We start from the raw sequence: 12,510 nt of genomic DNA, 5'->3' as shown, positions 1-12,510 counted from the left end.
ATCTGTGTGGAAAACGCTTGTCCACATAGATGACGTCCCGGGTTCTGGCTGTCTGCGGGTGCTGGAATACTGAAGCCATGCCCAACAACCCGGATGCTGCCCTACTTGCAGCAGAACAGTCCATCACCCGGACGCAGGCCCTTGAAGTATTGAAGGAGCTTGTGGGAAATGCGGACGCCCGATTCCACGACGGCCAGTATGAGGCGATAGAGGCCCTCGTCGACGCCGGACGGCGCGCTTTGGTGGTGCAGCGGACGGGCTGGGGCAAGTCGGCGGTGTACTTCGTCTCGTCGTTGTTGTTGAGGCGCCGCGGCGCAGGGCCTACCCTCATCGTTTCGCCGCTGCTCGCACTCATGCGGGACCAAGTGGCAGCAGCAGCACGTGCCGGGGTGCGGGCCGTAGCGATCAACTCCGCCAACCAGCTTGAGTGGGACAACGTCCGCGCACAGCTCGCCGCTGACGAGGTGGACGTTCTCCTGGTTTCGCCGGAGCGGCTCACCAATCCTTCGTTCCGGGAAAACCAGCTTCCCGAGCTCATCCGCCGTACCGGTCTCCTGGTAATTGACGAGGCACACTGCATTTCGGACTGGGGTCACGATTTCCGTCCCGACTATCGGCGCATCTCCGATCTCATCGAGCAACTGCCCGGCAGTGTTCCCGTGCTGGCCACCACGGCGACGGCCAACTCCCGGGTGGTCCACGACATCGAAGAACAGCTCGGCGCCGGAGTGCTGACCATCCGTGGGGAGCTTGGCCGGGAGTCCTTGCGGCTGGGTGTCTTGAAGCTCGCCGACTCGCGGGATCGCCTTGGCTGGTTGCTGACCCATCTGGCAGATATGCCAGGCAGTGGAATCATCTACACCCTGACCGTTTCGGCCGCTGAAGACACCGCCCGGTTGCTCTCCGAGGCAGGCCACAACGTCTTGTCCTACACCGGGAGGACGGACCCCGCGGATCGTGAACGGGCGGAGCAACTCCTCAAGGACAACGAAGTGAAGGCGCTGGTGGCCACCTCGGCGCTCGGGATGGGCTTCGATAAGCCGGATCTCGGGTTCGTCATCCACCTTGGTGCCCCGTCGTCGCCGGTGGCTTACTACCAGCAAGTTGGCCGTGCCGGCCGTGGCGCCGCAAACGCCGATGTGCTCCTCCTGCCCGGATCCGAGGACCGCGAGATCTGGCAGTACTTTGCGACTGCTTCAATGCCCTCGGAGGAGAAAGCCTCGGCCGTACTCAACGTCCTGGCCGAATCCGGCTCTGCCTTGTCCACGGTGGCCCTTGAAGCGCGGGTGGACCTGCGCCGGACGCCTTTGGAACTCCTGCTGAAGGTCCTGGCCGTGGATGGAGCGGTGGAGCGCGCCGGCGGTGGGTGGACGTCCACGGGACGGCCGTGGATCTACGACGCCGAACGCTACGCCCGCATCGCCGAGGCCCGGGTGGACGAGCAGGATTCTATGGTCATTTACCAGGACACCGCTGGATGCCGCATGGAATACATCACCGCGGTCCTGGACGACGAATCCGCACGTGCATGCGGCCGTTGCGACAATTGCGCCGGCAAGTGGTTCCCGTCAGACGTGGCAGCAGCGGCCGCCGACGCCGCCGGGCAGACGCTTCGGCGCGCGGGTCTTGCGCTCGAGCCACGGCTTCAATGGCCCAGCGGCATGGACCGGCTGGGCGTGACGGTGAAAGGCAAGATCAAGCCTGAGGAGTTGCTGGCCGAAGGACGCGTCCTGGCCCGACTGACCGACCTCGGCTGGGGCGGTGCCCTCCGTGAGCTCTTTGCCGCCGGGGCGACTGACCGCGAGGTTGAACCTGCCATGCTGCAGGCCTGCGTGCAGGTGTTGCGGGAGTGGTCTGCCGGAGACGGCCGATCCACCGGGTGGAGCGGCCAAGGGCGTCCGGCAGCCGTCGTGAGCATCCCCTCCAGGAACAAGCCGGCGCTGGTCGAATCCTTGGCCCGCGGCATAGCCGGCATCGGCCAGATGCCGTATTTGGGTTCCCTTCAACTCCAGCACGGCGGACCCACGGGCGGGCGCGGTGGCAACAGCGCCTATCGGCTGGCCGGTGTCTGGGAGCGCCTCGTCGTGGGTCCCGAGCTTGGACAGAACCTTGCGTCGCTAGGCGGTCAAGGCATCCTCCTCGTCGATGACCTGGCGGACAGCCGCTGGACAATGACCGTTGCCGGCCGCGCCCTCAGGCAAGCCGGGGCAGGATCTGTGTTGCCTCTCGTCCTCGGTCAAGCAGCGTGACCGGCGCAGTCCCGGACGTCCAGTCCGAATCCAAGTGGCAGCCACGGCTCGCGTTGCTGGTTGCAGCCACCTTCTTCATGGAGTTCCTTGACGGAACAGTCCTTACTACTGCCATGCCGAGCATCGCCGCCGACTTCAAAGTGGTCTCGGCCGATGTCAACATCACGATGACTGCCTACCTGGTGACTGTGGCCATGGGAATACCGCTCAGCAGCTGGCTCGCGGAACGCTTCGGTGCGCGTCGGATCTTCTGCCTGGCGATCGCCGTGTTCACCCTGGCCTCGCTGTTGTGCGCGGCCAGCCAGGACCTCACCCTGCTGACCTTGAGCCGGGTGGCGCAGGGGGCCGGCGGGGCCATGATGGTGCCTGTCGGGACTCTCGTAGTGCTGCGGGGCACACCCAAGTCGGAGCTCCTCCGCGCCACGGCGTTCCTTGTGTGGCCCGGGTTGCTGGCCCCCGTTTTGGCACCGCTTGTGGGCGGAGCTTTCACTACCTATCTTTCCTGGCACTGGATCTTCCTGATCAACGTACCGCTGGGGCTTGCTGCGTTCATCGCAGCCCTGAGGCTTGTTCCTCGAACGGGAGGCGATGCCGCCCGTCGGCTCGACTGGGTGGGGCTCACGCTTACCACCTTCGGCGTCGGATCGCTCGTGGTGGGCCTTGAAGGAGTTGGCGGTCATGGCGGGGGTGCGGTCCCGGCCGCCGTGCTGCTGGCCGGGGCACTGGCTTTGGCCGGAGCGGCCTGGTGGATGCTCAAAGCCAAGGCTCCGCTCTTCGATCTCCGGGTTTTCGCCACGCGGACGTTCCGGGCCACCTCCACCGGAGGGTTCGTCTATCGCCTGACGATCAGCTCGGTGCCTTTTCTGCTGCCGCTGTTGTTCCAGGACGGCTTTGGCTGGGATCCACTCAAATCCGGTGCCATGGTGGCCGCGGTGTTCATCGGCAACATCGGAATCAAGCCCGCCACGACCCCCATCATTCGGCGCTTCGGCTTCAAACCCGTGTTGGTCTTCGCCTCTTTCGCCTCGGCCGTCACCTTTGCCGGTTGTGCAACGCTCAACGCGGGGACCCCGGAGCCGTTGATTTTTGCGTTGCTGCTGGCCAGCGGGGCCTTCCGCTCGATCGGATTCTCGGCGTATGCCTCCGTGCAATATGCGGATATCGTCCCAGGGGAGCTTCCCTCGGCCAACGCCGTGTCAGCTACTTTGGTGCAACTGGCCGCAGGTGGCGGCATTGCCGTGGGTGCGCTCTTCCTGCGACTCTTCGACCATGTGTCGCTCTTCGGCGACGGCCCTTCCTCGGCGTACCGGGGAGCTTTCCTCGCCATGGCGGCAGTGATGCTCCTGAGCACCGTGGACAGCCTCACGCTGCACCGGCACGCCGGAGCTGAAGTCAGTCGCAGTGTTGTGGGCAAACCCGAGAAACGGCGGGGCTAGGGTGCTTGGGGACGCCGGTCGCCGGAACCCCCACTAGGGAGATTCCGGCGACCTTTGGCTGCCCGGCGTCCTGTTTGGATTGCTTTAGCTACGAGGCCGGGTGCGTGAACGGGATCCGGTCGAACGACATGACGCTCGGTGCATCCTCCGGGTTGACCGTGACCTTGAGCCAGTCCTTCGCATTGTTGGATCCATCGACGGTGATTCGCGTCAGGTTCTTCGCTGCTGTGGCCTGGCCGTAAAAAGACAGCCACGTGGAGCCGGCCGCGAGGGGGTGGTCCTGGTTGTACACGTGGCTGTCACCGTTGATGAGATAGACCGGGCCGCCGAACGCGTTCGACTCCTCGATCAAGGTCTGCACCAGGGGCTTGAAAGCACCAAAATCCGCCTGGGAAGGGGCCGCGACTGTCGGATCGAACATGTCCGCCTGCGTCATCACGACGACGGCCCGGTCACCGTTGTTCCGTGCCTTGCGGAACGTGTCCCTCAACTCCTGGATGTCAGCATCGGTCCTCTGCTGCACCTCGTTAAGTTGGGCGGCGGTGGGCTGGGTCTGGCCAAGTCCGGTCCACGGTAGCATCGAGTTATTGCTGCCCGGAATGTTGACGGCAGTGAAGGCGACCTCATGCTTGCGGAAGCTGACGTTCTCCGGGAAGCCTTCCTTTACCTGTGACTTCACTGTCATCGGTGCGCCAAGTGTGAATCCGGGCTTCGGGAAGAAGACATCCCGGACCTTGGCCAGTCTTTCCAAGGGGTTGTAGGCGCCGTTGTTCGTTCGGTGGCAGTCAGTCCACTCGTTGTCGCCCGGGGTATAGACGAGCGGGACGGTAAAGCTGTCAAAGTTCTTCTTGATGGCTTCGAAGTATTGGTCCGTGCACTGCGAGGATCCGTTTTTGATATCGCCCACGTGTGCTACAAAACTCAGTTCCTTGTGCGCATTCAGGTCCTGAATGTAAGACGGGAAGGCCCGGATCTCGGCGTCACCGTAAGGCACGTCCCCGATCACGCCGAAGCTGAAGCCCTCGGTATTGCCTTGGTGTCCGTTGCCGTTAGCACCGTTTTGTCCTGAGTTGCCGCCGTCGCCGGCCGCCACTGCAGGCGACATGAGCAACGTGGTTGAAAGCAGGACGGCCCCAACCGTTGCGGTCGCGAATCTCGTTATTGAACGCATGAATCTCTCCTCGTCGTTGGTCTCCATTACCCGGACGAGGTTATTGGCGCGAGCTGAATTCAAAGAGTCGGAGACATGAATCTTCCCCGCCAGGTTCTGACGACAAAACGTGTGTATGGGAGGGGCTTGCTTCCTCACCTCGTTCGGCGCCCCCCGGTCATTCCGCCGCCGCACGGCCTGGCGCTGGACACCGTCGGATTCTGCTGGATCACTCTCTTCGCCGAATGTGCCGGTCCCGTGATTCCGCGGGCCCGGAATTTGTCCATTCGAGTGATTGAGCAGAATCCGACATCCGAGCGACGGCGAACCCTTGCAAAAGCTCCAAGGACGCAAAAAGGCCCCGGTCAGGGACCGGGGCCAAAACGCGGAGACGGGGGGATTTGAACCCCCGGTGGAGTTGTGCCCCACACTTCATTAGCAGTGAAGCCCATTCGGCCGCTCTGGCACGTCTCCAGTTGCTATTGCTAGCCAACCAAGGATACGCAGAACTGGGCACCCAGCGCAAAACGGGGGTGCGGGCCGCCGTCGGGCGCTCTGATCCTTAGGGGGCGCTAGTGCCCAGGGCCCTCCTTGCCCGCAAGGGCCCGCCACAGGAAGTGCTGGCTGCGGGCTTGGAGCGAGGCCGCTTGGCGGTTGTCCGAGGCTCCCGCGTGGCCGCCTTCAAGTGCTTCGTGGAACCACACGTTCGGGATGCCCATCGCCAGCATCCGGGCTGCCATCTTCCGCGCCTGGACCGGGCCCACACGGTCATCGGAGGTGGCAGTCCAAATGAACGTCTCCGGGTACTCCACGCCGTCGCGGAGCAGGTGGTACGGCGAGAAGGTGCGGATGTACTCCCACTGTTCCGGGACGTCGGGGTCGCCGTACTCGGCAATCCAGGAGTAGCCGGCGGAAAGCTTGGTGTAGCGGCGCATGTCCAGCAACGGGACGCCGCAGGAGATGGCTCCGAACAGCTCCGGGTACTGGGTCAGCATGTTGCCCACCAGCAGTCCGCCGTTGGAGCCGCCCACACAGCCGAGCCGCCGCGGACTGGTGACACCCCGCGAAATGAGGTGCCGCGCCACGGCGGCGAAGTCCTCGAACGCGCGGTGTCGATTCGCCTGCAAGGCTGCGCGGTGCCACGCGGGACCGTATTCGCCGCCGCCGCGGATGTTGGCCACGACGTAGACGCCGCCACGCGAATGCGCCTCGGAGCCATCTTCGGTCGTGATGCTTTCGCTCCGGCGCTCCAGCCAGGCGCGCCCGATGGATCCGTTGTAGGCCGGGGTCCTTGAGACCTCGAACCCGCCGTAGCCCGAGAGCTGCGTGGGGTTCTCGCCGTCGAGGTCAAGATCTTTGGACGCCACCTGGAAATAGGGCACGCGCGTGCCGTCTGCCGAAGTGGCAAAGTGCTGCTGGACCTCGTAGTCCGCCTCGTTGAAGAACGACGGCGAGGACTTCACCACCGCGTGGGTGCTGGACACTCCGCCGTCATCGCCCGCGTCGAGCGTGTAGCCGGCGATTCCGCGGGACAAGGTGCCGCGCATGAGCGTGGTGGGGGTGGTGAAGCCGGTTGCCACGAGCCAGTAGTCGTTGCCGGCGTCGTCGCCTTCTGCTTCGTCCTCGTCGTCGACGGCGTAGGCGTTCACATCGTGTAGCGGCGGGCACGCGTCCAGCAACGTCGAGGCCCACCCGCCGGCGGAGTCCTTGCGGGCTGGGTCGAGCACCCTGATTTCGGAAGAGACGTCGTGCAGCAGGTTCAGGAGGAGGTAGTTCCGGGTCCAGCTCCACGATTGGAGGGACGTGTGCTCATCCGGGGTGAAAAGCACCGTGAAGTCGCGTGCCCCGGCTAGATAGCCCTCGAAGTCGGAAGCCAGCAGAGACCCGGCGGCGTAGGTGGTTCCGTCCACGTTCCAGTCCTGCCGCGGACGGAACATGAGCCATTCGCGGTGGGAACTGAGGTTGACGTCGGTGGGGACGTCAATGGCGAGCCACGCGTTTTCACGCAGCACAGAGGTGGTCCGGTTGAAGAAGTCGATCCAGTCGACCGCGAACGTGCGTTCGAAACCCGGGGTGGAGTCGTGGGCGACGAGGGCCATCATGTGGTCTTCGGGAATCTCGAAAATCCGTTCGGCTTCAACCAGGGATTGGTCCCGGCGAAGCTTCACGCCGGTGCGCGAGTATGACGAGCTGGTCTTGGGCAGGCCGTCGGCGGTGGTGGCAACCAGCAGGGTATCGGCGTCGAGCCAGCTCACGTTGCCCTTCGCGGTCGGGAGGTCGAACCCGCCTGCGGCAGGGTCCACGAAGGTGCGGGTCTCGACGTCGAACTCGCGGTGGCGGTTGGCGTCACCGCCGTCGGGGGAGAGGGCGATGATGGCGAGGCGGTGCGGTTCGCCTTCGGCCGGGCGCAGGAAGTTGGCGCCGTGGAAAACCCACTCTTCGCCTTCAGCGGCGGCCAGCGCATCGATGTCGAGCAGCACGTCCCATTCCGGTGCGTTGCTGAGGTAGCTTTCCCATGTTGTGCGTCGCCAGAGGCCCTTGGGGTTCTGCTGGTCCTTCCAGAAGTTGTAGTAATGTTCGCCACGCTTGTTGACCATGGCGATCCTGTCCGTGGAGTCCAGAACCTCCAGGATTCCGGCTTCCAAGGCGGCGTAGTCGGCGTCGTCGAGCAAGTCTTCGGTGCGGGCATTTTGCTCCCGCACCCAGGCCAGCTGTTCCTCGCCGTGAATGTCTTCGAGCCAGATATTCTCGTCGACAGGCTCGGGGGCGATTGCGGTTCCCTGGGCAGTTTCGTTGTCGGGCGCGGGCGCTTGATCAGCTGCTGTGGTGGTCATCCCTCATCCTAGAGCGACTGTCTGAGAAGGAAGCAAGTCACAAGAAGTTAGGCTTGGGCGTGGGTAAATCGCAGAACATTCGGGTCGGGCTGATCGGGGCAGGCCCCCGCGGCACCAGTGTGCTGGAGCGTTTGCTCGCCAATTGGGCTGCGATGGAAACCCAAACGCGATCCCTGCACATCGACGTCGTGGACCCCTATCCCGCCGGGCCAGGGCACGTCTGGCAGCCCGATCAATCCCGGCTGTACCTCATGAACACGCAGTCTTTCTACCCCACACTGATCCCCGAGGACGAGCAACTCGCGCCACCCCTGGCCGGGGGCTCCTTCGAGCAATGGCGGGCGGAACAGCGGTCCGTCGGCGGCCCGGGCCTGAACCCCGAGGAACGGGCCGAACTTGCCGCACTCGCTTCCCACGACTTTCCCAGCCGTGCCCTGTACGGGCGGTATCTGCGCTCCACATTGGAGGAATTGCTGGACCGTGTCCCTGCCGGCGTCGAGATCGCGTTTCACCGGAACAACGCCGTGGCGGCGCGTCCCCTGCCGGGCGGGCCGGCGGACGGTTCGACGGACAAGCCCGCGGGCGGAGGGTTCGACGTCGAACTCGACGACGGCGCCCGGCTCACCGTGGATTCCCTCGTCCTCGCGCTGGGCCACCTTGAATCCCGGCTCAACCCGGAGCAGCGTTCGTTCAGGGAAGTGGCAGCGGAGCTTGGGCTGCTGTACGTGCCGCCGGCCGCACCTGCCGACGTGGACTGGGCCCTGGTCCCGGAGGGGGAGACGGTCCTGGTCCGGGGCATGGGCCTGAATTTCTTCGACGTCATGGGCCAGCTGACCGAAGGCCGCGGGGGGCAGTTCATGCCCGCCGAAGACGGTCTCCAGGGGACGCTCAAGTACTTGCCGTCGGGCCGGGAACCGAAGATCGTCGCGGCATCCAGGCGTGGCACCCCGTACCGGGCCAAGGCCGGCTTGGACGGTTACTATCCCAGGTCCGTGCGCTTGCGGTATCTGACCGAGAGCGCGGTGGAACGCTTCGCCGCGGCAGGAATCCAACCCGGCTTCGATCACGACCTTTGGCCCCTCCTGCATCGGGACGCCCTGTGGGCCTACTATTCAACGTTGGTCCTGGCGGAACCCGTAGCCGTGTCTGATGCGACTGAATTCCTTGCGGCTTTGGAAGACGTGTTGCGGCCACACGCGCATGCCACCGGGCGATGGGAAAACCAAGTCGCGGAGTTGGTCTCCACGCACGTAGCCGCGTCGCGCCGCCTTGACCTGCTGGGCCTCGCCGCGCCTTTGGCCGGGCGTTCCTTCGCGTCCGGGAAGGAGCTCGACGCCGCCGTCGTGGACTATCTGGACGACGACGCCCGCCGCTCCGCGCTCGGGGAAGCAGATCCCGTGAAGATGGCCATCGGTGCCTTGCACACGGGAAGGGCCATCCTGAAGAGTGCCGTGGCCGACGGCGGCATCACGGACGAATCGTGGGTGGGCGAGCTTCGGGGTTGGTTCGAATCCTTCGTTGAGGGCCTCGCGAGCGGTCCTCCCGCCCTGCGCGCCGAACAGTTGGCCGCTTTGGCGCGTGCCGGCGTCGTGAGTTTCGTGGGCCCGGATCCGCGGTTCAGCGTTGATCATTCCAAAGGCGTCTTCCGCGCGGTGTCTGCCTGGGTGCACGCCGACGCCGCGGAAGCCAGGACCCTGATCGAGGCGATGTCACCGGCGAACCGGGTGGGCGTGAGTGTTTCTCCGTTCCTGCGGCAGTTGCTCGCCGACGGGTTGGTGCGGCCCAAGGTGATGATGACTGCCGAGGGAACGCCCGTGCAGACCTCAGGGTTGGATGTCCAGCCGCACCCCTACCGACTGGTGGGCGCCAATGGTTCGGTCACTCCGGGGATGTACGTCCTTGGCCTGCAGCTTTCCTCGACCCAATGGGGGACGGCCATCGCCGCGGAAGCCCGGCCTTCCGATGGCATCAGCTACAGAAGCGGCCAACGGACCCTCCGCGACGCCGACGAAATCGCAAGGGACATGCTCGGCCTTCCCCTCCAAAAATGAGCATGTTCCCCCAATCAAAATGAGCATGCTCCCCGTCCGCTCCGACGAGTGGACATAATCCTGATATGTCCATTCGCGGGGGCCGGGGGAGAGCATGCTCATCCGTGATGTTGCGGGCTTATGAAGCCTGGTTTTCGATGAGCTTGAAGATCGCACCCGTCGGGTCGGTCAGGGTGGCCATCCGGCCGTAGGGGGTGTCCTCAGCTGCCTGGACAACCGTGGCGCCCAAGCCGGTGGCCTGCTCGATGGTGTCATCGACCTTGTCCACCGCGAAGTAGACGCCCCAGTAGGACGGCACCTCGGCCGGGAGGAAACCGGAAGCATCCATGATGCCGGCCTTGGAGTTGTCACCCTCCCCGAGCGTCGTGTAACGGAACTCCGGGGTATCGCCCACGACGGTCGTTTCCCAGCCGAAGACATTCTGGTAGAAGGAGACTGCCGAGTCGTACTCCTTGGCGAAGAGCTCGTGCCAGGCGGGTGCGCCTGTTTCGGCAGCCAGCTGATAGCCCTTCATCTCGCCGAACTGCCAGGCGCCGATGGCTGCTCCGGAGGAATCCGCGTACATGGCCATGGTTCCCTGGTCAGGGACTTCCATGGGTTCCATGTAGACCTGGCCGCCGTTGGCGACGGCAGCTTCGGTGGTTGCCTTGATGTCGTCAGTGCGCAGGTAGGTGGACCAGACATCGGGCATCTGGGCCATGTTTTCCTGCTTCTGCATGATCCCGGCCACCATCTTGCCGTCCTTCGAGGCCGTGATGTAGCCACCGTATTTTTCCTGGTCCCCGGTCTCGTAGGTCCAGCCGAAGAGCGTGTTGTAGAAGGACTTTGCCTTCTCCGGGTCCGAGGTCATCAGGTCGATCCAGCAAGGTGAGCCGGGGGTGATGTCAGGCGTGGGCATGTTTGCTCCTGTGTCGTTACCGCGGTTGTTGCCACGGTTTCATGAGTGGGTGGTGGAGACAGTCAAAACCCTATGCGGGGCCCCTGACAGTTTCAATGGCTGGGTCAATGCCTTCAGCGGAACCTAGCCCATGACGAGCATCAAGATGAAGTAGATCGCGCCGCCAACCACCGAGTAGATGGCGAAGGGCGTCAGCGTCCGGGTCTCAAAGAACCGAAGGAGGAACTTGGTGGCGAACCAGGCCGCCACGCCCGCGCACAGCGCACCAACCAGGAACACGCCGCGCTCGTCGGCCATGGCCGGGGTGAAAAGGTCCGGCAGCTTGAGCACGGCGGCCGCACCGATGATCGGCGTCGCGAGCAGGAAGCTGAACCGTGCGGCGTTCTCGTTGTTCAGCCCGGACAGCAAGCCGCCGGCCATTGACGAGCCGGAGCGGGAGATTCCCGGGATCAGGGCGGCTGCCTGGGCCGTTCCGATTCCCAAGGCACGCTTCCACGACAAAGTGGCGATTTCGGCGTCGGAAGCCGTTGCCGTCACCGGCTGCGCCGCCGCGCGGCGGTTTTCCCTGGTCCGCAGACGTTCGGCCGCAAAAAGGACGAGTCCGTTGATAACCAGGAAAGCGGCAGCGATCAGAGGGGAACCAAAGAGGTTCCGAATGGGCTTTTCCAGGGCCAAACCGATGATTCCGGCAGGCACGGTTCCAACCACGAGGAGCCAGCCGAGCTTTGCATACGTGTCTGACGGAGCAATTTTCCTGTCCCGGATGGAACGCCCAAGGCCTTTGGCGATTTCAATCCAGTCCCGGAGGAAGAAGAAGAACAGCACCACTGCTGTAGCCAGGTGTGTGGCTATGAGGAAGTTCAGGAATTCCGGCGCCTTCTGGTCCAGGCCCCAACCGAAGAGTTTGGGCAAGATGACGCTGTGGCCGAGGCTGGAAATCGGGAAGAGCTCGGTGATTCCCTGCAACAGGCCCATAACGATGGCCTGGATCATATTAATCATGGGTTCGATCCTAGCCAGCACCGGTTACTGGGAGATGAACGTTTGCTGGGAGGCAGCCGTGTGCCAACAGCCGAACGCGGTCAATAGTGCAGGTGGCTAGTATCGACGAATGACCCAAGAGCGATGGCGGCAGGTTTCCGAATGGCCGATGGTGGCGGCAGCAGTGCTGTTCCTGGTGGCCTACTCGTTCCAGGTGATCGCCAATCTTAGCGAGGCCCAATCCACGGTCGTTGACACGATCATCTGGGTCACCTGGGTGGTGTTTGCCCTGGACTATGCGATGTGCATCCTTTTGGCGCGGCGTCGCGCCAAATGGTTCGTTAGGAACCTGCACGAATTGCTGATACTGGCACTCCCGGTCCTGCGGCCCCTGAGGCTGCTACGGCTCGTGACACTGCTTAAGCTGCTTCATCGCACCGCCGGGAACGCCATGCGGGGCCGCATCCTCACTTTCGTCCTCGGGTCCGCGGCCCTCCTGACGTACTGTGGTGCGCTCGCCGTGCTTGATGCGGAGGAGAACGCCGCGGGCGCCAACATCACCAACTTTGGCGATGCCATCTGGTGGGCGATGGTCACTATCACCACCGTTGGCTACGGGGATCACTACCCTGTGACGGTTGTGGGCCGCTGCGTTGCGGGAGGTTTGATGGTCTGTGGAATCGCGGTCCTGGGCGTCGTGACGGCTTCGGTTGCGTCGTGGCTGGTTGAACAGGTCTCTTCCGGAGCTGCGGCGGCCGCGACAGTCGCCGAGGAACCCATGAAACAGGAGATTCGCCGGTTGGCCGAGCAGGTCGAGCGCCTCAGCGCGCTTTTGGAAAACCCCGACGGCGAGCCGGAGGGCGGCGTAGTCGGAGCCCGCGGCGACCACTCCCCGTCGCCCTAGCCCGCCG

General features: G+C 64.2%; 8 protein-coding genes and 1 tRNA gene. 4 read left to right on the top strand and 5 right to left on the bottom strand.

The genetic code is table 11. The features are described from left to right. Window positions 1–77: 77 nt before the first annotated feature. Together AB0O52_RS11160 and AB0O52_RS11155 are read left to right on the top strand one after the other, a co-directional pair. A complete protein-coding gene (locus AB0O52_RS11160) occupies window positions 78–2,249 on the top strand; it encodes a RecQ family ATP-dependent DNA helicase (RefSeq protein ID WP_364537505.1) in 2,172 nt (723 codons plus the stop codon). Next, window positions 2,246–3,685, top strand: a complete 1,440-nt coding sequence (locus tag AB0O52_RS11155) for an MFS transporter (protein ID WP_364537503.1) — start codon at window positions 2,246–2,248, stop codon at window positions 3,683–3,685. The genes AB0O52_RS11160 and AB0O52_RS11155 overlap by 4 nt, the downstream gene beginning before the upstream one ends. Before the next feature lie 88 nt (window positions 3,686–3,773). On the opposite strand, the gene AB0O52_RS11150 is transcribed toward AB0O52_RS11155, so the two are convergent. The 3 genes from AB0O52_RS11150 to AB0O52_RS11140 form a co-directional block, all read right to left on the bottom strand. Continuing rightward, the gene (locus AB0O52_RS11150) at window positions 3,774–4,856 is read right to left on the bottom strand and encodes a hypothetical protein (RefSeq protein ID WP_364537501.1); all 1,083 of its coding nucleotides are present in this window, start codon (window positions 4,854–4,856) and stop codon (window positions 3,774–3,776) included. A gap of 365 nt (window positions 4,857–5,221) precedes the next feature. Beyond that, window positions 5,222–5,309: transfer RNA gene (locus AB0O52_RS11145), tRNA-Ser, on the bottom strand. 98 nt (window positions 5,310–5,407) lie between these two features. Beyond that, a complete protein-coding gene (locus AB0O52_RS11140) occupies window positions 5,408–7,669 on the bottom strand; it encodes a prolyl oligopeptidase family serine peptidase (protein WP_364537499.1) in 2,262 nt (753 codons plus the stop codon). Window positions 7,670–7,728: 59 nt separating this feature from the next. Between AB0O52_RS11140 and AB0O52_RS11135 the strand changes: the two genes are divergently transcribed. Further along, complete coding sequence (locus AB0O52_RS11135) at window positions 7,729–9,720, top strand: FAD/NAD(P)-binding protein (RefSeq protein ID WP_364537497.1); 1,992 nt, start codon at window positions 7,729–7,731, stop codon at window positions 9,718–9,720. Between the two features lie 118 nt (window positions 9,721–9,838). Here the strand turns inward: AB0O52_RS11135 and AB0O52_RS11130 are convergent, their stop codons facing one another. Both AB0O52_RS11130 and AB0O52_RS11125 read right to left on the bottom strand, forming a co-directional pair. Beyond that, entirely contained in the window at window positions 9,839–10,618 is a 780-nt protein-coding gene (locus tag AB0O52_RS11130; protein WP_364537495.1) for a VOC family protein, read from the bottom strand. Window positions 10,619–10,741: 123 nt separating this feature from the next. Beyond that, entirely contained in the window at window positions 10,742–11,620 is an 879-nt protein-coding gene (locus tag AB0O52_RS11125) for an undecaprenyl-diphosphate phosphatase (protein ID WP_364537493.1), read from the bottom strand. Window positions 11,621–11,729: 109 nt separating this feature from the next. Here AB0O52_RS11125 and AB0O52_RS11120 point away from each other — a divergent pair, with 109 nt between their 5' ends. Beyond that, window positions 11,730–12,503, top strand: coding sequence for a potassium channel family protein (locus AB0O52_RS11120; protein WP_364537491.1), 774 nt, complete (start codon window positions 11,730–11,732; stop codon window positions 12,501–12,503). Window positions 12,504–12,510: the final 7 nt, after the last annotated feature.

This window comes from Arthrobacter sp. NPDC080073, from assembly GCF_040686575.1.
Taxonomy (GTDB): Bacteria; Actinomycetota; Actinomycetes; order Actinomycetales; family Micrococcaceae; genus Arthrobacter.
The sequence above is the reverse complement of the archived record's forward strand: the minus strand, read 5'-3'. Positions and strand labels throughout refer to the sequence as shown.